The following is a 19,411-nucleotide window of genomic DNA, read 5'->3' as shown; positions in this document are numbered from 1 at the left end:
GGAGGCCGTGTCCTCGTCGGGGGAAGCGGTTGTCCCCCCGATGCCGCTTCCCCCGTCCCACGTTCGCCGGAAGCCCCGGCTCCGGGCCACAACGCGCACAGTGGTCCGGGGCCGGGGCTTCCGTGCTTCCGGCCCGGATTCCGCCGGATCACGGCTGGGCCTCAGAGGTGAAATCGGCCCACGGCCGGGGCACCAGAAAGGCACACGATGTGCCCGATGAGGGAGGGCGGTGAGGTTCGCCATGGGCGTGTACGAGCTCGCCTTCACCATGCGGGAACGCGTGGCGGGGGGAGCGGTGGTCATGGAACTGACCGGTGAGATCGACATCCTGGCCGAGCAGACGCTGGGGCCGCGGATGGAGGGCGTCGCGGCGCGCTGCCGCGGTGAGCTGGTGCTCGATCTGCGCGGGGTGACCTTTCTGGACGCCAGCGGCGTACGGCTGTTGCTGCGGGTGCGGGCGCGCGCGGCGCGGTGCGGGGCGGGGTTGCGGGTGGTTCGGGGCGGGGCGATGGTTTCGAAGGTGATCCGGATCGCCGGGGTCGAGGCGGCGTTCGCTTGGCTGGAGGAGTTTCCGCCGTCTGCGGTGGGCAGCGTTCCCGCCTGACGGCGGGGTTCCGTTGACTTTCGGCTCGCCGCCGGTGGGTTTTCCGCGCCTTCGGCGCGGGTTCTACCCCACCCTCCCCCAGCTACCGCTGGGAGGTGCCCCCAGCCCGATTGCCCGGCACGGATTGGCCGGGTAGGGGGCGGGGGTAGGGGGCCGGCCTACGGGGTCGGCCCGTCCGCCCCGCCCCGTCCCCGGCCGCCCGCCGGGAATTCCTCGGCCAGCAGCGTCGCGACCTCCGCCGCCTCCGTCGTCGCGCCCCATCGTGTCAGCACCTCGTGCGCCTCCCGCAGTGCGCCCTCGGCGAGGCGGGGTTCGCCGAGGGCGAGCTGGGCCCGGCCGCGGGCGGCCAGGGCCAGGCCCCGGACGCGGTCGTCCCCGGGCCCGGCCTCCAGCGCCAGCGCGCGGTCCGCGGCCGCGACGGCCTCGCGGTGCCGGAGCTGCGCGAGCCGGCAGCGCGCCAGCCACGTCCACACCAGGGCCTCCCGGCGGGGGTCGGTCCCCTCCGGTTCGACGGCCAGGGCCTCCCGCAGCCGGTCGGCGGCCGCCGACGTCCGGTCGGCCCGCAGATGGGCGCGGCCCGTCTGGAGGAGCACCAGCGCGAGCGTCCGCCCGTGGCCGAGCTCCCGCGCCCGCTCGGCCGCCGTGTCGGCGGCGGCGAGGGACTCCTCGGGCCGGCCCAGCGCGATGTACGCGCGTGCCGCGTGGGCCAGCGCCTGCGCGGCGACGCCCTTCGCGCCCTCCCGGCCGAGGCCCTCCTCGGCCCGTACGAGCAGGGGCAGCGCCTCGTCGGCGCGGTCCAGCTCCAGCAGGACGACGCCGAGTTCGTACCCGGCGAGGAGGGGCGTGAGCGGATCGTGGGCGCCTTCGGCCAGGCGCAGGGCTTCCCGCAGGTCGTGCGCGGCGCGCTCATGGGTGTCCGGGCCGGGGCGGGGCGTGGCGAGCAGCCGCAGCGTACGGGCGGTGGCGGTGTCGTCGCTCTGCTCCCGGGCCCGGTCCAGGGCCTGCCGGGCGGGCGGCTCCAGGTCCTGGCGCCGGGCGGTGTCCGCGGTCAGTTCGGCCCAGACGGTCAGCAGGTCGACGGCGGGGCGCAGGGCGCCGGGGACGTCCTGTGCCAGGACCTGCCGCACGGTGGCGAGCACGTGCGCGTGGGCGTCGTGCGTCCAGGCGCGGGCGGCGCCGGCGTCGGCCGGGGGGCGGCCCGCGGTGGCGAGGTGGTGCAGGAGGTGGCGGGGCAGGGGGCTGTCGGGGGTCAGGCGCAGGAGCGCGGTGACGGCGGTGGCCAGTTGGTGGTCCAGGAGGCGCAGCAGCGCCGCGTCGCGGACGGGCGGGCTGTCGGTGCGTTCGCTCTGGCGCCGGGCGGACAGCCGCACCAGGGCGTGGTGGCCGTGCCGGCCCGGGGCGGGTGACTCCAGCAGCCCGGCGCGGGTGAGCCCGTCGGTGAGGGCCTCGGCGCGCGCGGTCTCGGGGAGGTCGAGGACGGCGGCGGCCGAGTCGGCGTCGAGCGGACCGGTGTCGGGAAGGGCCAGCAACCGGAAGGCGCGGGCCGCCTCGGGCTCGAGCGCGTCGTGCGCGACCCGGCAGACGGCCTCCAGGGCGAGGGCATCGGCGCCGGCATCCACGTCGGTCCCGGCGTCGACGTCGACGTCGGCGTGCAGCGCGTCGAGCCGTCCCCGCTCCTCGGTGAGCCGGGCGGCGAGGTCGGACGGCGGCCAGGCGGGGGGCGCGGCAAGGAGCGCGCCGGCGATCCGCAGGGCCAGCGGCAGCCGTGCGCAGGCGGCGGCGACGGAACGGGCGGCGTCGCCCCCGGCGACGGCCGGGGCGGCGCGGCCACCGGCCGCCGTCAGCAGGGCCAGCGCCTCTTTCTCCTCCATGGCGTCCACGCCGACCGTCCGGGCGTTTGGCAGGTCGAGGTCCCGGGAGCGGGTGGTGACGAGCGCCGCGCAGCCGGGCGCGTCGGGCAGCAGCGGGAGCACCTGCGCGGTGTCGTGGGCGTCGTCGAGGACGACGAGCACGCGCCGGTCGGCGAGCAGGGAGCGGTAGAGCGCGGCCCGGCGCTCCATGCCGTCCGGCAGGGCGGCGTCGGTGACGCCGAGGGCGTACAGCAGGTCCGCGAGGGCCGTGCCCGTGTCGACGGGTTCGGGGTCGGTGCCGCGCAGGTCGAGGTGGAACAGGCCGTCGGGGTAGGAGGCGCGGACGGTACGGGCGGTGCGGACGGCGAGCGCGGTCTTGCCGGCGCCGCCGGGGCCGGTGAGGACGACGACGCCCCCTGCGACGGCACCCCCTGCGACGGCACCCCCCGCGGCGAGGGCCTCGCGCACCTCGGCGGTGAGGGTCTCGCGGCCGGTGAAGCCGGCGGGTCCCGGCGGCAGGAAGTCGGGTGCGGCGTGTTCGGGCACGGGGGCGCTCTGTGCCTCCGCGGCCGGGGGTGCCGCGCCGGAGGCGGACGGGGCCGTGAGGGCGGGGTCGCCCGCGAGGATCCGTTCGCGCAGCCGGACGAGTTCGGGGCCGGGCCCCTCGGGGAGCAGGCGGGCGCTCTCGCTGAACACAGCGAGGGCCTCGGACTGCCGCCCGGCGCGGTGGAGGGCCAGCATCAGCAGGGCGCGCGGCCTCTCGCGCAGGGGCTGTTCGGCGGTCAGGGCGCGCAGCCCGGCGACCGATTCGGAGTGCCGGCCCAGCGCGAGGGCGCAGTCGAAGTGGTCCTCGCGGGCGGTGGCGCGCAGTTCGGTGAGCCGCTCGCGCTCGCGCTCGGCGTACGGGCCGGTCAGCCCGGCCAGCGCGGTGCCCTCCCACAGGGCCAGGGCGGTGGTCAGCCGCGCGTACGCCCCGGCGGGGTCGCCGCCGGCGCGGGCGGTGGCGGCGGCCGCGAGGTGGTCCTCGAACACGGTCGCGTCCAGGCTTCCGGGCGGCACCCGCACGGCGTAGCCGCCGCCGGTGGAGACGAGCACCTTCGCGCGGCCCCGGAAGGGCCGGCCGGGCTCCAGGACGGCGCGCAGCCGGGTGACGTAGGCGCGCAGGGTGTCCATGGCGCGGTGGGGCGGGTCGTCGCCCCAGAGGGCGTCGACGAGTTCGGGGGCGGTGAGGGAGCGGCCGTCGCGCAGCAGCAGGATCGCGAGGGCGGCGCGCTCCTGCGGGGAGCCGAGCGGCAGCGGCTGGCCGTCACGGTCGGCCCGTACCGGGCCGAGCACATGGAACCGGAGGCGGTGCTGGGGCTCGTCCTGGTCGTCCACGCGGCACCGCTCCCTGACGTCATTAGTTCCGTTATATGCGAAATAACAGTACTCGGCGCCCGGGACGGCGCACGGCAATGCAAGGCCGAGAGGCGTGCCGTTTGAACTCGGGAAAGGCTCGGTTATAGGTCACCCAAGTGATGGCCAGTTCTGCGCCCGGCGGCAAGGTGCGTATGTGCGTGTTCTGTGACAGATAGTCGGCGAAGCGTGGCGGTTTTACGGAAGTAGGCCTATCCATAACCCTTGTGGATGGCTGTCCCCATCCTTACCGCGGCTAACTCCGGCCTATTTCAGCGGGTTCACCGCAGGTAAGCCTGGCTTGTACTCGCCGTTTGGGGGCGCCTAAAATGCCCCCTGGTCAGTCCGGTGGGTGATACAGGGGGAATGGATCTACCTGGGAGAGGCCGGCAGGCGTGAACCTGTCCGCGAACGCGCGTGCGGCGCGGAGTCGGCGCGCGGGCGGTCCGGTGTCGCGCTCGGTGAGCCTTGAGCGCGGCCGCACAGCCAGTACGGAGGCGCCATGCGCGGGAGCGACGCATCCCTGCGCCGGATGGACCTCTGCAGCAGTACAACTAGGGGGAAAATATGTCCATTCAGATGAATCTGTGCTCGGATGTACAGATCATCCGGCATGCGCTGGACGACAATCCGTCCGACGGGGTGGCGGGCCTGTCGGAACGGCTGAGATGGGCGCCGCGCCGGGTCACGGCCGCGCTCGACGAGCTGGCGCGGCACATGCTCGTCGGTCCTTCCCCGGAGGGCGGGGCGGGTGCCGTCGTCCCCGAGCCCCGCACCCCGGTACTGGCCTGCGGGGTCCAGACCCCGGGCGTCGTGAGCCTCCGCCGCCGGACCGGTCTGCGCGAACAGGTCGGGCAGACCGGGTAGGGCGGGACGCCTCGGCCGACCGGGACGCCCGTCCCTCGACCGACCGGGACGCCCGTCCGTTCACTGGGGCGGGACGACCTTCAACTGCCCGGACACCGCCTCGGCTTCGATGACGCGGTCGGCCGTTCCGGACTGCGGGACGGTGATGCGGGCCGAGGACGGCACCGAGCCGCCGTTCCGCACCCGGTAGGGGCCGCCCGGCAGTTCGAGGGTCAGGTCGGCGCCCGTGGTCCGCGCCTTGACGGAGTTGGGCGCCGACGCGAAGACGAGCCGGGTCTCACCCGAGGTGGACCGGGAGACGACGTCGGCCGACCGCAGGGCGGTGCCGTTGATGCTTCCGCTCGCGGTCTTCACGTCCACGGGGCCGCGCAGGGCGTCCAGCCGCACGGCACCCGAGGAGCCGCGCACCTTGACCGGGCCCGGGACGTCGGAGACGGAGACCGACGCGGCGGAGGCCTGGACGTCCACCTTGTTCACGCCCTGGACCTTGACCGTGCCGCCACTGGTGTCGATCTTGACGTGCACCGCCGCGGGCACGGTGAGCGTGTAGTCGACGAAGCAGTCGCTGCAGCCCTGGTCGAAGCTGAGCACGCCGGCGTCGACGCCCTGGTCCGGCTTGGGGCGGTCCCCGGAGTAGTGGACGGTCCGCTCGATCTTCACGCCCTTTTCCCGCCCCGGCCGCACGGTGATCACGCCGCCGCTGTCCTTGAGGTCGATCGCGGAGACGTCCTGGTTCACCTCGGCGGTGTCGGAGACGGTGCGGCTGATGCCGCTGTCCAGCGAACAACCGCAGAGCAGGAGACCGGCGATCGCGGCGAGCGCGGATCCCATCACCGTACGGGAGGTATTCACCAAAACTCCTTGCTGAGTAAAGCTGCCGGGCGGGGCGGCGAAGGGGCCGCCCCGTTCCCGGGGGCCGGGTCGGTCAGTCCGACATGGCGACGAGCACACGCCGGGGTCCGGTGAAGGACTGCCGGCCGTGGGCCACCGCCACGTTGTCGATCACCATGAGGTCGCCCGTACGCCAGGGCACGTCGACGGCGAGCCGCCATGCCGTGTCCCTGACGTGGGTGATGTATTCGGCGGGGATCGGGGTGCCGTCCGCGAAGCTCACGGACTGCGGGAGGTCGTCCTCCGGGAGGATCTGGGCCAGCGTCCGGGCGGTCTCGCCGTCCAGGCCTGCGACGTGCCACTGGTCGGACTGGTTGAACCAGACCTCGGCCCCGGTGACCGGGTGCCGGGTGGTGGACGGCCGGACCTGTCGCAGTTTCAGGTCGCCCGAGCCGTTCCACTCCCAGGTGGCGCCGGTCGAGGCCAGGTACGCCTCGGCCTCGTCCCGGGAGTCCGTCTCGAAGGTCTCCTGCCAGCTCTTGCCGAACCCGTGGCCGCCGTGGAGGTTCTGCGTGTAGCGCACGCCACCGGCGTAGGCCGCCCGGACCTCCGGGTCCAGCGCCTCGAGCAGGGCCGCGCTGTCGACGATCGGGGTGCCGCCGCCGGTGGCCGCGGCCTGCTCGCAGAAGAAGGCGAGCCGGGCCGGCCACTGGTGGGCGTAGGACAGCTCGTTGTGCATCGAGATCGCGTACTCGGCCGGGTACTCGGTCGAGGTGTACACGTTCTCGCCGACCTTGGTGCGGGGGGAGTTGCCCTGCACATAGGCGAGCCGGTTCGGCAGCAGCAGGTCCAGGACCGGGTCGAGCGTTCCCGGTGCCACTCCGAAGCCCCGGAAGACGAGCGCCTTCTCGCGCAGGAGCTGGTCCGCGACGTCGAACCGGCCGCCGAGGAGGTCCCGCAGTCCGTCCGCGGTCGGCTCGGCGCCGACCGATTCCGGAGTGATTTCCTTCGGTGTCCAGCTCTGCTGCATGTCCTGTCCGTTCTCTTTCGCTGTGCGCACGGCCTTTTGGCGTAATCCCGCACATCATCGAACCGAACTCCATATTTCTTCCATGGATGTTCGGACCGGGCCGTGACGGGCGCGCTCCCTGCCGCTCGGGCGCGTTCCCTACCGCTGTTCCCTACCGCTCGGCCGGCCGGACGACGTCCCGCAGTTCGCCGGACGACACCGAGACCCGGTGGAACCTGCCGGGTGCCTCGGCGAACCAGAAGGCCTCGGCCAGCACGGACGGCTCGGTCCGGTGGAGCGTGCGGCCGCGGCCGGTGAACTCGACGTCCACGGTGGTGGCGCCGGCGGGCAGCCGCCCCCACGCCATCGTCCAGGCCTCGCCGTCCGCGCCCTTCCCGTACCAGGCGTCCCGGATCAGCCCTTGGTAGATCGGTGTCTGCACGAGCACGTCGACGAAGGTGTCGTCGTGGTAGAGCGCGATCGCGTGGCGTCCGGGAGCGGCCTTCGCGGCCCGTATGGACCAGTGCGGGGAGGACAGTGTGATCCGCTGGTCATCGGCGAGTTCGGGATAGCGGGTCTGCATGGCGACTCACTCTGCTCAAGGAGGCGAAGACTGCCGGGGAGGACTGCCGGGGGATGGCGGTGCCGGGGCGGGATCCGTCCCGGCACCGCCAGGGGGAGGCGGCGCCGGGACGGCGGGGGTGACCGCCCCGGCACGCGCCGGTCAGCGGCGGCCGGAGCCCACGAGGGTGTCCGTGGGACGGGAGGCCGTCGGGGTGGAGCGGCGGGCGGAGAGCCTGCTGGGCGCCCAGAACTTCCGGCCGGTGTCCAGGGCCAGCGCCGGGACCAGGATCGAGCGGACCAGGAAGGTGTCCAGCAGGACACCGAGGGCCACCATGATGCCCAGCTCGGTCATGGAGACCAGCGGCAGCACCGCGAGCGCGGCGAAGGTGGCGGCCAGCACCGCGCCGGCGCTGGTGATCACACCGCCGGTGACGGAGACGGAGCGCAGGACGCCGTCCCGGTGGCCGCGGTCCGTCGGGTTCCCGGCGACCTCTTCCCGCATGCGGTGCACGAGGAAGATGTTGTAGTCGACGCCCAGCGTCACCAGGAAGATGAAGCCGTAGATGATCAGGGTGTCGTCCACCGCCGGGAAGCCCAGCACGTGCTTGAACAGCAGCCAGCTGGCGCCCAGGGAGGAGAAGTAGGAGACGACGACGGTGGCGATCAGCAGCAGCGGGGCGACCAGCGCCCGCAGCAGCAGACCGAGCAGGACGAAGACCACGGCCAGCGCGAGCGGGATGACGACCTTGCGGTCGTGGGCCTGCGCCCGGGCGATGTCGAGCGTGGCGGCGGCGCTGTTGCCCACCTTGGCGTCGGCGCCCGGCACCTCACGGATGGCGTCCCGGACCCGGTCCACCGTGTCCTCGGCGGCCTTGCTGGTGGGGGCGTCGGTGAGGACCGTGGGGATGGCGGCCAGCTTGCCGTCCTTGGACAGCTGGGCCGGCCTGACCTCGGCGACGCCCTTGACGCCGCGCAGCGCCTTGGCGACCTCGTCCGCGGCACCGGCCTCGGAGACGACCCGTACGGGGTTGCCGCCGCCGCCGGAGAAGTGCTCGGAGAGGACCTTCTGGCCGGTGACGGAGTCGGGCGTGGTGCGGTAGGTGTGCTCGAAGTCGAGCCCGGACTTCACGCCGAAGGCACCGGTGGCCAGGGCGGCGAGGAGCAGGGTGGAGGCGATCCAGACGGTACGGGGGCGGCGGGAGACGCCGCTGCCGATCCGGTCCCAGACGGTGCGACGGGTCCGTGCCGCGGTGCCGGGCTTCGGGACCAGCGGCCAGAAGACCCAGCGGCCCAGGATGGTGAGCAGCGCCGGCAGCAGGGTGAGCATGGCGAGCAGGACGCAGACGATGCCGGCCGCCGCGACCGGGCCCAGGGACTGGTTGAGCTTGAGCTGGGCGGCCATCAGGCACAGCAGGCCGAAGCAGACGGTGCCGGCGGAGGCGATGATGGCGGGGCCGCCGCGGGCCACGGCCACGGCCATGGCCTCGTGCCGGTCGGCGTAGTTCCTGAGCTCCTCGCGGTAGCGGGCGATGAGCAGCAGGGCGTAGTCGGTGCCCGCGCCGAAGACGAGGACGACGAGGATCGAGTCGATCTTGCCGTTGACGACCAGGCCGGCGTGCTTGGCCAGGAGGTAGACGACGGAGTTGGCGAGCTCGCTGCCCACCACCGCGCCGATGAGGGGGAGCATCCACAGCACGGGGCTGCGGTAGGTGAGGAGCAGGAGCAGCGCCACGACGCCGGCGGCGACGAGCATCAGGGTGCCGTCGAGGCCCTTGAAGGAGTCGAGCGAGTCGAGGCGGTCACCGGCGGAGCCGGTCAGGTGGGCTTCGAGGCCCTGCGGCAGGCCGTCCTTGGCCTGGTCCTGGAGCTTCTGCAGGGGCTCCATCTCGACGTCGCCGGGGAGGGAGACGCCGAGGGCGAGGGCCTTGCCGTCCTGGGAGGTCCTGGCCGGCGCCACCTCGGTGGAGGTCATACGGGCGAAGGCCTGGCGGTCGCGGTCGGCCTTGGCGCGGTCGTCGGCGGTGATGCCGCCGTCCCGGCTGTAGACGATGATGCCGCTGATCCGGTCACCGCCGGGGAAGCGGTCGGCGACCTCGGCGACCAGGGTGGACTGCGCCCCGGACGGGAGGGAGGAGGTCGAATCGGTGGATTCGGCGCTCTTGAGCTTGCCGGCCATCGGGACGGCGACGGCGAGGATGGCGGCCCAGGCCAGGACCACCAGCCATTTTGTGACGCGTCCGCAGGTGAGACCCGCTATGCGGGTCCCGAACTTGCTTGAGGGGAGCACGAGGTGCTCTCCTTTCTAGAGGAAGTGTGTGCTGTCGAAAGCGCGCCCATGGGCGCGATGCCACGGCTTCCACCGCCCGGGCCGTCGAGTTGCCGCTCGATGGCCCGGGGTTTTTCGTGGGTGCCGACTTCGCTACTCGACTTCGCGAATGATCTTTTCGATCGTGGCCATGCGTGCCTTGATCTCACTGAGTTCGTCGGCAGTGCGGTTCTGTACGTCGAGTGCCTCTTCGAGGAGAGTGCGGTACTCGTCGGAAGTGGGCTGCTTGGTGCGATGGGCCAGGATGACCTTGGTGATGCCGATGATCACCGCTATGCACACGACGGCTATCGCGGTCAGGAGCCCCTTGCTCCAGCCCGGCCCGTCGACACCCCCGGCGAGGAGGACGGTGGGGGTCAGGTTCATCGCTGAGATCCCTTCTCGTCTCCGGTGAGCGTCGGCGCGGCCGCCGCGATCGCCTTGGGTGTCAGGTGCACGTCGAACGACGCCACCTCGTAGTACTTCATCGCCTTACCGTCCTCAGAGAGCTCTAGGGAGCCGATCACCAGACCGACCGCTTCGAGTCGCTGGAGATGCAGATGCAGGAGTGGCCTACTCATGCCGAGCTCGCGAGCGAGCTGGCTTACGTAGTTTCGCTGTTCTGCCAACGCAGCCACGATCCGCAGCCGGTGCGGGTTGGCGAGTGCCGCGAGGGTCCGCAGCAGTTCATCCCCCGTCAAGACCGCATGACTCATAGCCACTTCCTCTTACGTATGTAAGAAGAACCTTACAGGTGTCACTATGAGCAGGCAAGCGTTGGCGTGAGTGCCGGGTCCTGCCCGGCCGGGAGGTCGGTTCAGGCGACCGCCCCCGTTCCGTCCTGCCCGTCCTGCCAGGCCCGCAGGACCCGCTCCAGGGCGGCGCCGCGCTCCCCGGCGTCGGCTTCCGCCGCGTGTTCCCGGGCGAACGCCCGCACCACACGGTGGAAGGAGAACCGGTCCTGCCCGGCGGAGGGACCGGTGGTCACCTGCAGCAGCCGGGCGTCCAGAAGACGCTCGACGATCTCGCGGGCGATGGTCAGGGGGAGGTCGAGCAGCACCGCCACGGTCCAGAGCGAGAAGCTGGGCTCCTCGGGGAGCGACAGCAGGCGCAGGGCCCGTCGGGCGTCCGGATCGAGCGCCCGGTAGCTGTCCTCCAGCCGCGGCCGCACCTGCAGACCGGGCAGCCGGAGGGCGTCGAGGAGCCGGTGGTCGTCCGCGAGCCGGTCCGCGAGCCGGGCCAGGGGCCGCTCGGGCCGGCTGGCCAGCAGGCCGCCCGCGATGCGCAGGGCCAGCGGGAGCCCCGCGCACAGCTCGACGATGCGCCGGGCCGCCTCTTCCTCGGCGGCCGTGCGGTGATGGCCGATGATCCGGCCGAGGAGCTCGGCCGACCGGTCGGGGGCGAGGCCCCCCAGGTGGACGGAGCGGGCTCCCGCCAGGGCGGCGAGCGGGCCCCGGCTCGTGACCAGCACGGCGCAGCCGGGCGTGCCCGGCAGCAGCGGCCGCACCTGGTGGGCGTCGGCGGCGTCGTCGAGCAGCAGGAGCATCCGGCGTCCGGTGAGCCTGCTGCGGTACTGGGCGGAGAGCCGGTCGAGGCCGTCGGAGGCCCGGGCGGTGGGCACGCCCAGGCACTCCAGCAGGCGTACGAGCACGTCCACGGGGCGGGTGGGGTGCTCGCCGGTGCCGCGGAGGTCCGCGTACAGCTGGCCGTCGGGGTACTGCGGGGCGAGCCCGTGGGCGGCGTGGACGGCGAGCGCGGTCTTGCCGATCCCGGCCATCCCCGTGATCACGCAGACCGGCCGGGGGCCGTCGCCGGGGCGCAGCACCTCCGTGATCCGGGCCGTCTCCGGCTCGCGCCCGGCGAAGTCGGCCAGGGCGGGCGGGAGCTGGGCCGGCGGCGCGGGGTCGCGGCGGGCGGGCTGCCGGGTGTCGAGGAGGATCCGCTGGTGGAGGGCGCGCAGCTCGTCGCCGGGGTCGACGCCCAGCTCGGCCACGAGGGTGCGTCTGCAGCGGTGGTAGAGCCGCAGCGCCTCGGCCTGCCGGCCGCAGAGCCGCAGGGCGGTCATCAGCCGCGCGTAGAGCTGTTCCCGCAGCGGGTACTGGGCCACGAGGCCGGTCAGCTCGGAGATGATCTCGGCGTGTCTGCCGAGGGCCAGATCGGCGTCGACGCGGTCCAGCGTCACGGCGAGCCGGAGCTCCTCCAGCCGGGGCCCCTCCAGGTGGATCAGGTGCTCCGTGACCCCGGACATCGCGGGGCCGCGCCAGAGGGCGAGGGCCGCGGTGAGCGTCTCACGGGCCTCGTGGAAGCGTTCGGCGGCCAGCTGGCCCCGTCCCTCCGCGGCCAGCCGCTCGAACTCCGTCAGGTCGAGCAGACCGGGCGGGACGCGCATCAGATAGCCGGGGCGGCGGCGGACGATCGGGGTCTCCTCGCCCAGCAGCCGGCGCAGCCGGGACACATAGGTCTGGATCTGCGTCGGGCTGGTGGCGGGCGGATTGCCGCCCCAGAGCATCTCGGACAGCGTCGTGTCGGAGACGACGTGGCCTCCGGCGAGCAGCAGGGCGGCGAGGACGGTCCTGGGTTTGGGCCCGCCGGCGTCGAGGGTGGTCCCACCCTCACGGACCTCGACGGGGCCGAGGAGATGGAATGTCATGTTGCCCCCAACGAGCAGGGTGCCTCGTGCCGAGTGCCCCTTGCCGACGCCTTGTGGCCGTCCCCCCGGAACGGCTCGCCCTGGACGATTCTGCTGTCCGCGAGGGGGTGATGCGGCCCGTTGGGGTGTCAGGGTCCTGCGAGTGACCGATACCTGTCAGCGTCCGTGCGCGCTCTTCGGTCGTTCCCGGTCTCCGCCGTCGTACGGTGCGGCCCTCTTCGTACGGTGCGGCCCGCTTCCGTGCGGCCCGCCTCCGTCAGTGCTCGTCGTCCGTCCGCCGGGGCAGCAGGCCGGTGTGGTGCACGAGCCGCCAGTCGTGGAGGGCCTCGGAGCCCAGCATGCGGCGCAGCAGCCGGTCCGCCGCCGCGGTCGCCGCGGCGGCGTCGGGCTGGAGCAGGAACAGCACGATGTCGGCGCCACGGGGGTCGACCTGGGTGTAGACGTGCTCAAGACCGTCCTCCTCGTCGGCGCAGTCGGCCGCTAGCCGATTGAGGAAGGCGGCGCTGACCCGGCACTGTGGGGTGTCGAGACGACCATTGATCAAGTGCATGTCTGGACCATCCGGATATGTCTGACGGCGGCGTGAGTTGGAGGGGCGGCGTAGGAGCGCTGCTGCGGCTCCTGACCTTAGTTGAATGGGTGTGGAGGCAGAGGTGCGTCGGGTAGCTTCTGCGGTCAATGTCAAGCATCGGGGGTTCTGGGTATTTCGCCCGGGAGTAGCGGGACAGGGTGATGGAAGGGTGATTTGTCTTCGTTTCCGAAGAAGTGCCCTTACTTGCCAACCATGTACACGTGACGCAGAATGCGCCGAAGTCGATCTAGGTGCCTGTCGAGCGCATCCGCGAGGAGGAGCCCCATTGGAACCGCTCGGGCTGAGTGCCGTGGCGCAGTCCGTCTACCGGACCATGCTCCAGGAGCCCGATGCCGGCCTGGGGGAACTCGCCGAGAGGGTCGGCCTCGACGTACCGTCGGTAGCGGCCGCCCTCGACGAGCTGGCCAGGCTGGCGCTGGTGCGCCCGTCCTCCGAGGAATTGGGGGAACTGCGGCCGATCAGCCCCGAGGTGGGGCTCTCGTCACTGCTGGCCCGCCAGGAGGCGGAACTCCAAGAATACCAGCAACAGGTGGCGTCCAACCGCCTGATGATGGCTCAGATAATCGCCGAATACCGTGAGACCCAGGAGACGCGGGGCGCCCCGGAGGCCGAATTCCTGGAGGGCGCCGACGCGATTCGCAACAGGGTGCTGGAGCTGTCGCACAACTGCCGTTCGGAGGTCCTCGTATTCGCCGCCGGCGGTGCGCTGACGAGCACCCCGGCCTGGGTGCCCGAGGGGATGGACCGCGAACTCCTGGAACGTGGCGTGGACATCCGGTGCCTGTGCATGGCCAGCCTGCTCGGCAATCCGGCCGTCGCCCACCTCGCCCGGGCCCTGGTGGACGCGGGAGGCCGGGTCGGGTCCGTCGCCGTGCTCCCGCTCAGCATGGTCGTCTACGACGGCCAGGTCGCCGTCCTCCCCGCCGACGTCGACGGGGAGCTCAACCGTGCCCAGGTCCTGCGCGGCCGGGGCCTGGTGGCGGTGCTGTGCGCGTTCTTCGAACGGCTCTGGGAGGAGGCGGCCCCGCTGGGCGACCACCGGGGCCGGGACGGATCGGGGCTGACGGGGCAGGAACGGGCCGTGCTCACCCTGCTCCTCAAGGGGCACACGGACGAGGTGGTCGCGCGCAACCTCGGGGTGTCCGTCCGTACCGGCCGGCGGATCACCGCCAATCTGATGAGCCGGCTCGGTGCCCGCAGCCGTTTCCAGGCCGGCGCGCTGGCCGTCGAGTCGGGCTGGATCACCGCCGGGTCCTGACCCCATATATTTTCCATACATTTTCCATCGCCCGCCGTCCGCCATGTCAGCGTCCGGCCGTTGCAAGATGCTGCCATCTCCCGAGGCGGACATCCGCAAGTCGTGCGGATCAGAATGGGCAGTGCCGGAGACGGCCGACTGCGGGGGGCGGAAGAAGGCGAACCCGTATTTCGTGTCATTCGAATTAACGGGTGGGGAATGTCTGGGTCGGAGTTCTTTCCTGATTTCATCGCGCGGCACGCCGAGGAATTTCCTGACCGGGTGGCGGTCGTGCTGGCGAAGGCGAACGGCGGGGAGACGGTGGAGGAGCCCCTCACCTTCGCCGAGCTCGATCGTGCCGCCCGGGCCGTGGCGGTCTGGCTGGGCGAACAGGGCATCGAGGCCGGCCGGCGGGCGCTGCTGCTGCACCCCACGGGCCTCGACTTCGTCAAGGCGTTCTTCGGGTGCATGTACGCCGGTGTCACCCCGGTCCCCGCACCGCTCCCCGGCGGGCACCGCCACCACCTGACGCGGGCGACCGGCATCGCGCTCGACGCGGACGTGTCGGTGGTCTTCACCGACAGCGCCAATCTGCCGGCGATCGCCGACTGGCTCAGCCAGGACGGCCTCGACCGGATCGTGTGCACCGCCACCTCGGTGGCGGAACAGGCCGACCCCGCGGGCTGGACCCGGCCCGAGGGCGTGGGTTCCGAGACGCTGGCCTTCCTGCAGTACACCTCGGGCTCGACCAGTGACCCGAAGGGCGTCATGGTCACCCAGGCCAACCTCTTCCACAACCTCCGGCTCATCGAGTCCAGCCTCGGCATACGCGGGTACAACACCTTCTGCAGCTGGCTGCCCCTGTACCACGACATGGGTCTCATCGGGCTGTTCCTGCTGCCGCTCTTCCTCGGGTCCACGGCGATCCTGATGAGCCCGGTCGACTTCCTCAAGCGGCCCCACCTGTGGCTGCGGCTGATCGACCGGCACAACGTCCTCGTGACCTCGGCCCCGAACTTCGCCTACGACCTGTGCGCCCGGAAGGTCACCGACGAGCAGCTGGCCGGCCTCGACCTCTCGCGGTGGGAGATCGCCTGCAACGGCGCCGAGCCCATCGACGCCACCGCGCTGGACCGCTTCGCCGAGCGCTTCGCCGCGGCGGGCTTCCGCCGTGAGGCGTTCCTGCCCTGCTACGGCATGGCCGAGACGACGCTCTACATCTCCGGGACGCGCCGGGAGGCCCCCCCGCTGGTGACCCGGATGGAGGCGCGGGCGCTGGAGAAGAACGTCCTGCGGCCCGTCGGCGAGGACGAGGACGGCCCCCTGGTCGTCAGCTGCGGCATCGTGAACGAGCTGGACGTCAGGATCGTCGACCCGGAGAGCCGCGCCGAGCTCCCCGAGGGCGAGGTCGGCGAGATCTGGGTGCGCGGCGGAAGCGTGGCCGTCGGCTACTGGGGCAAGGAGCGCGAGACGCGCGAGACCTTCCAGGCCGAGACCACCGGCGGTGAGCGGGGCTTCCTGCGCACGGGAGACCTCGGCGCGTTCCTCGGCGACCAGCTGTACGTCACCGGCCGCATCAAGGAAATGGTCATCACCCACGGCCGCAACCTCTACCCGCAGGACATCGAGCGCGAGGTGCGGGCCGTCCACCCGGCCGCCGCGGCCGGCACCACCAGTGTCTTCTCCGTCGTCGCGGCGCAGGAGGAGATCGTCGTGGTCCAGGAGATCCGGCCGCGCGACCTCGGCGAGATGCCCGTCGAGGAGCTGGTGCGGAAGATCAGGTCCGAGGCCGGCAACCGCCTCGGCGTCCACATCGGCAATGTGGTGCTCGTCCGCCCGGGCAAGGTGCGCAAGACCACCAGCGGCAAGATCCAGCGCCGGCTGATGCGCGAGCTCTTCCAGGCGAACGCCCTCGAGGTCCTCCACGAGGAGCTCGCCCCCGGCACCCGGCAGCGCTTCCGTCCCGCGCCCGCGCAGGACGGCGGCTCCGACGGGACGGCGGCATGACCCATCCTCCCTACGCCCTCGCCGCCGGCTTCGACCGGCGGCTGGGGGACCCCGACGACCCCGGGGCTACCTTCTCGTACGCCCGGTGCGCCGGGCTCGACGAGCACGAGGAGTTCCCGGCGGAGATCTGCCGGGAGCTCGACGCCCTCGGCCTGCCCGGCTACTACGTGCCGGAGGAGCACGGCGGCTCGCTGCGCAGCTACGAGGACGTCCTCCAGCTGATGCGCGCCGTCGCGCGCCGCGACCTGACGGTCGCCATCGGGCACGGCAAGACCTACCTGGGCGCCGTCTGCGTCTGGGTGGCCGGCACGCAGGAGCAGGCCGCCCGGCTGGGCCGTGACATCGTCTCCGGGGCCGTGGTCTCCTGGGGCCTGACCGAGCGCGAGCACGGCAGCGACCTGCTGGCGAGCGGCGTCACCGCCACGCGCGAAGCCGACGGCTACCGCGTCGACGGCGAGAAGTGGCTGATCAACAACGCGACGCGGGGCCGGATCATCTCCCTCCTCGCCAATACCGACCCGGACGGGGGCCCGCGCGCCCTCAGCGTGCTGCTGGTCGACAAGGAGGAGGTCGGCGAGGGCGCGTACACCTGCCTGCCCGCGGCCCGTACGCACGGCATCCGCGGCGCGGACATCAGCGGCATCGCCTTCACCGGGGCGAAGGTGGCCGCCTCGGCCCTCGTCGGAGCCGAGGGCACGGGCCTGGAGACCGTGCTCAAGAGCCTGCAGATCACCCGGACCCTGTGCTCGGCGCTCTCCCTCGGCGCCGCCGACCACGCCCTGCGCCTGGGCGTGGACTTCGCCCTCGAACACCGGCTCTACGACCGGCGGCTGGCCGAACTCCCCGAGGCCCGGCGGACGCTGGGCGAGAGCTGCGCCGACCTCTTCGTCGCCGAGGCCGTGGCCCTGGTGGCGAGCCGGTCCCTCCACCACCTCACCGGCGAGCTGAGCGTCGTCTCCGCGGCGGCCAAGTACCTGGTGCCGTCCGGCGTGGAGACGATGATCGACCGCCTGGGGCAACTGCTGGGCGCCCGCGCCTTCCTGGCGGGCACCTTCCGCGACGGCCGCTTCCAGAAGCTCGAGCGGGACCACCGCATCGTCGGCATCTTCGACGGCAACTCGCTGGTCAACCTGAACATGCTGATCAACCAGTTCGGCACGCTGGCCCGGGCGTACCGGGCCGGACGGGCGGACCTCGACGGGCTCTCGGCCGCGCTGCGGCTGACCGAGGAGACTCCCGCCCTCGACCACGGCGGGCTCGCCCTGCTCTCCCGCAACGGCTGCAGCGTGGTGCAGAACCTGCCCGCGGCCGTCGAGGAGCTCCGCGAACTGGCCGCCGCCGGCGAGGTGCCGGCCGCGCTCGGGGAGCGCGCCGCGCTGCTGCGGGAGGCCGCCGACGAGCTGCACGAGCGGATGGCCGCCCACCGCCCGTCCTCCCGGGACGTACCCGCGCACGCCTTCGAACTGGCTCAGCGCTACACCCTGGTGTTCGCCGCGGCGTGCTGCCTCCAGCTCTGGCTGCGCAACCGTGCCGACGGCACGGTCCGCGAGGAGACCGACTGGCTGGACGCCTGCCTGAGCAGGCTCCTGCGCCAGCTCCGGCCGGGGGACCGGGAGGACCACGAGGTCTACGACCGCCTCGTCCCCGCGCTCCTGGAGCGGCACCGCGACGGTGTCCTCCACTCTCTGCTGACCGACCGAACCACGGGGGCCGGGACATGAACGACCGGATGACGGGCCTCGACCGGGCCGGCGCGCTCGAGGCGCTGCTCGGCGACCCCCATGACGACGCCAACCCCTTCGGCCACCGCGCCGTCCTGGAGGCGGACGAACAGGGCGAGATCCTCGCCGCGGGCGAGCGGATGCTCGACGCGTTCGTCCTCAACGCGGAGTTCGTCCCGCGCTCGCTGGGCGGCAGGCTGACCCAGGCCGACGACATGGTGCGGGTCCTGCGCACGCTCTTCCGCCGGGACGTCACCCTCGGACTGGGCTACGGCGTCACCAACTTCATCGCCTCGGCGGGCGTCTGGGCCGCCGGCAGCGAGGAACAGCGCCGCTGGACCGCCGATCTGCTGCTCTCGGGCGGCAAGATCGCCGCCGGGTACAACGAACTGGCGCACGGCAACGACTTCACCCGCGTGGAGCTCCGCGCGGTGCCGGGCGACGGAACGGTGCTGCTCAACGGCGGGAAGCAGGTGGTGAACAACCTCGCGCGGGCCGACGCGGCGATCTTCCTGGCGCGCACCGCCGACGAGGCGGGCGCCCGCAGCCACTCCCACGTCCTGGTGGACATGCGGGGCCTTACCGATGAGCAGCGGCGCTACCTGCCGAGGTTCCGGACGGCCGGGGTGCGCGGCTGCCGGATCGGCGGTGTCGAGTTCACCGACTGCACCGTGCCCGACGGCGGCGGCGTCGGCGTCGTGGGCGGCGAGGGCCGGGCCATGGAGACCGTGCTCAAGGCGTTCCAGGTCACCCGGGGCGTCCTGCCGGGCATGGCCGTGGGCGGCGGCGACACCCAGCTGCGCACCGTCCTGCGCTTCGCGCTGGAACGCCGGCTCTACGGCCGGACCGTCGCGGACCTCCCGCACGCCCGGTCGGTGCTCACCGCCGCGTACGCCGATCTGCTGACCGCCGACTGCCTCGCCATGACGGCCGCCCGGGCCCTGCACGTCCTGCCGGCCCAGACCAGCGTCTACACCGCGGCGGCCAAGTACCTGGTGCCGAAGCTGCTCCAGGAGTCGAGCCGGCGGCTGGCCACGGTGCTGGGCGCGCGGTCGTACCTCCGGGACGGCCCGCACGCGATCTTCCAGAAGGTCTTCCGGGACCTTCCGGCGGCGACCTTCGGGCACGCCAACAGCACGGTCTGCCTGGCCACGATCATCCCCCAGCTGCCCCAGCTGGCGAGGAAGAGCTGGGGCGGCGGTGCCGAGGAGGCCCCGGCGGAGCTGTTCCGCTTCGAGTCGGAGCTGCCCGAACTGGACTTCGGGGCGCTGGAGATGAACGCCAGGGGCGCCGACGGCCTGAGCGCCGTGCTCCGTTCGGCCGCCCGCGCCGCCGACGGCGGGCCCCTCGCGGCCCTGTGCGCGGCGTTCACGGAGGAGCTGGCGGAGCTCACGGTCCGGTGCGCGGAGCTGCGGCCCAAGGACCGTACGGTCACCGCCGGGCCGGAGGCGTTCACCCTCGCCGACCGCTACACCGTCGTACTCGCCGCGGCGTCCTGCCTCGGCCACTGGCTGCACGATCCGGAGGGCGCCGGCCGGCCCCCGGCCTGGCTGGTCGTCGGCCTGAGCCGGCTGGCCGCACGCCTGGGCCGCCGGCCCGCCGCCGGCACCGGGGACGCCGAGGAGCGGGCCTGGGCCGAGCTGCTGGCCCGCCACGAGGACCGCCGGGCCTTCGACCTGTCCGCCCTCCGGCTCGCCGGCTGAGCCCCGCCGGCCCGCCGCCGTGCCCCGCGTCGCCGCGGGGCGATCCGCCCTCCCACTGACAACGGAGACCTTCGTC

15 protein-coding genes are annotated in these 19,411 nt (G+C 72.9%); 6 read left to right on the top strand and 9 right to left on the bottom strand.

Annotated elements, in window-relative coordinates; genetic code table 11:
* Window positions 1–247 precede the first annotated feature (247 nt).
* Complete coding sequence (locus ACFYZR_RS07405) at window positions 248–604, top strand: STAS domain-containing protein (RefSeq protein WP_391906399.1); 357 nt, start codon at window positions 248–250, stop codon at window positions 602–604.
* Window positions 605–762: 158 nt separating this feature from the next.
* Here the strand turns inward: ACFYZR_RS07405 and ACFYZR_RS07400 are convergent, their stop codons facing one another.
* On the bottom strand, window positions 763–3,831 hold the full coding sequence (locus ACFYZR_RS07400; protein WP_391906397.1) for a BTAD domain-containing putative transcriptional regulator: 3,069 nt from the start codon (window positions 3,829–3,831) through the stop codon (window positions 763–765).
* A 585-nt stretch (window positions 3,832–4,416) separates the two neighbouring features.
* Here ACFYZR_RS07400 and ACFYZR_RS07395 point away from each other — a divergent pair.
* The gene (locus ACFYZR_RS07395; RefSeq protein ID WP_391906394.1) at window positions 4,417–4,716 is read left to right on the top strand and encodes a hypothetical protein; all 300 of its coding nucleotides are present in this window, start codon (window positions 4,417–4,419) and stop codon (window positions 4,714–4,716) included.
* A gap of 60 nt (window positions 4,717–4,776) precedes the next feature.
* On the opposite strand, the gene ACFYZR_RS07390 is transcribed toward ACFYZR_RS07395, so the two are convergent.
* The 8 genes from ACFYZR_RS07390 to ACFYZR_RS07355 form a co-directional block, all read right to left on the bottom strand.
* Window positions 4,777–5,568: a DUF4097 family beta strand repeat-containing protein gene (locus tag ACFYZR_RS07390; protein WP_391906393.1), complete on the bottom strand. Its 792-nt coding sequence runs from the start codon at window positions 5,566–5,568 to the stop codon at window positions 4,777–4,779.
* Window positions 5,569–5,641: 73 nt separating this feature from the next.
* Window positions 5,642–6,607 carry a TauD/TfdA family dioxygenase gene (locus tag ACFYZR_RS07385; RefSeq protein ID WP_391906391.1) on the bottom strand — a complete coding sequence of 322 codons (966 nt, stop codon included), beginning with the start codon at window positions 6,605–6,607 and terminating at the stop codon, window positions 5,642–5,644.
* A 121-nt stretch (window positions 6,608–6,728) separates the two neighbouring features.
* Entirely contained in the window at window positions 6,729–7,139 is a 411-nt protein-coding gene (locus tag ACFYZR_RS07380; protein ID WP_391906388.1) for a hypothetical protein, read from the bottom strand.
* 141 nt (window positions 7,140–7,280) lie between these two features.
* On the bottom strand, window positions 7,281–9,407 hold the full coding sequence (locus ACFYZR_RS07375) for an MMPL family transporter (RefSeq protein WP_391906386.1): 2,127 nt from the start codon (window positions 9,405–9,407) through the stop codon (window positions 7,281–7,283).
* 132 nt (window positions 9,408–9,539) lie between these two features.
* The gene (locus tag ACFYZR_RS07370) at window positions 9,540–9,812 is read right to left on the bottom strand and encodes a hypothetical protein (RefSeq protein WP_391906384.1); all 273 of its coding nucleotides are present in this window, start codon (window positions 9,810–9,812) and stop codon (window positions 9,540–9,542) included.
* Complete coding sequence (locus ACFYZR_RS07365) at window positions 9,809–10,141, bottom strand: ArsR/SmtB family transcription factor (protein WP_391906381.1); 333 nt, start codon at window positions 10,139–10,141, stop codon at window positions 9,809–9,811. The genes ACFYZR_RS07370 and ACFYZR_RS07365 overlap by 4 nt, the downstream gene beginning before the upstream one ends.
* A 101-nt stretch (window positions 10,142–10,242) precedes the next feature.
* Window positions 10,243–12,075, bottom strand: coding sequence for a BTAD domain-containing putative transcriptional regulator (locus ACFYZR_RS07360; protein ID WP_391906379.1), 1,833 nt, complete (start codon window positions 12,073–12,075; stop codon window positions 10,243–10,245).
* 256 nt (window positions 12,076–12,331) lie between these two features.
* Window positions 12,332–12,625, bottom strand: coding sequence for a hypothetical protein (locus ACFYZR_RS07355; RefSeq protein WP_391906376.1), 294 nt, complete (start codon window positions 12,623–12,625; stop codon window positions 12,332–12,334).
* A gap of 307 nt (window positions 12,626–12,932) precedes the next feature.
* Between ACFYZR_RS07355 and ACFYZR_RS07350 the strand changes: the two genes are divergently transcribed.
* The 4 genes from ACFYZR_RS07350 to ACFYZR_RS07335 all read left to right on the top strand — a co-directional run bounded on the left by ACFYZR_RS07350 (window position 12,933) and on the right by ACFYZR_RS07335 (window position 19,335).
* Window positions 12,933–13,925: a LuxR C-terminal-related transcriptional regulator gene (locus tag ACFYZR_RS07350; protein WP_391906375.1), complete on the top strand. Its 993-nt coding sequence runs from the start codon at window positions 12,933–12,935 to the stop codon at window positions 13,923–13,925.
* Between the two features lie 114 nt (window positions 13,926–14,039).
* Window positions 14,040–15,911, top strand: a complete 1,872-nt coding sequence (locus ACFYZR_RS07345; protein WP_391907298.1) for a fatty acyl-AMP ligase — start codon at window positions 14,040–14,042, stop codon at window positions 15,909–15,911.
* On the top strand, window positions 15,908–17,632 hold the full coding sequence (locus ACFYZR_RS07340; protein ID WP_391906372.1) for an acyl-CoA dehydrogenase family protein: 1,725 nt from the start codon (window positions 15,908–15,910) through the stop codon (window positions 17,630–17,632). The genes ACFYZR_RS07345 and ACFYZR_RS07340 overlap by 4 nt, the downstream gene beginning before the upstream one ends.
* Window positions 17,629–19,335, top strand: coding sequence for an acyl-CoA dehydrogenase (locus tag ACFYZR_RS07335; RefSeq protein ID WP_391906370.1), 1,707 nt, complete (start codon window positions 17,629–17,631; stop codon window positions 19,333–19,335). Before ACFYZR_RS07340 ends, ACFYZR_RS07335 begins: the two co-directional genes overlap by 4 nt.
* Window positions 19,336–19,411: the final 76 nt, after the last annotated feature.

Source organism: Streptomyces sp. NPDC001678 (assembly GCF_042892945.1).
Classification (GTDB): Bacteria; Actinomycetota; Actinomycetes; order Streptomycetales; family Streptomycetaceae; genus Streptomyces.
The sequence above is the reverse complement of the archived record's forward strand: the minus strand, read 5'-3'. Positions and strand labels throughout refer to the sequence as shown.

Coding starts and splice junctions, on each gene's coding strand:
- ACFYZR_RS07395 (WP_391906394.1), top strand. CDS start 4,417: ATGTCCATTCAGATGAATCTGTGCTCGGATGTACAGATCATCCGGCAT.
- ACFYZR_RS07380 (WP_391906388.1), bottom strand. CDS start 7,139: ATGCAGACCCGCTATCCCGAACTCGCCGATGACCAGCGGATCACACTG.
- ACFYZR_RS07370 (WP_391906384.1), bottom strand. CDS start 9,812: ATGAACCTGACCCCCACCGTCCTCCTCGCCGGGGGTGTCGACGGGCCG.
- ACFYZR_RS07365 (WP_391906381.1), bottom strand. CDS start 10,141: ATGAGTCATGCGGTCTTGACGGGGGATGAACTGCTGCGGACCCTCGCG.
- ACFYZR_RS07360 (WP_391906379.1), bottom strand. CDS start 12,075: ATGACATTCCATCTCCTCGGCCCCGTCGAGGTCCGTGAGGGTGGGACC.
- ACFYZR_RS07355 (WP_391906376.1), bottom strand. CDS start 12,625: ATGCACTTGATCAATGGTCGTCTCGACACCCCACAGTGCCGGGTCAGC.
- ACFYZR_RS07345 (WP_391907298.1), top strand. CDS start 14,040: ATGGGCAGTGCCGGAGACGGCCGACTGCGGGGGGCGGAAGAAGGCGAA.
- ACFYZR_RS07340 (WP_391906372.1), top strand. CDS start 15,908: ATGACCCATCCTCCCTACGCCCTCGCCGCCGGCTTCGACCGGCGGCTG.
- ACFYZR_RS07335 (WP_391906370.1), top strand. CDS start 17,629: ATGAACGACCGGATGACGGGCCTCGACCGGGCCGGCGCGCTCGAGGCG.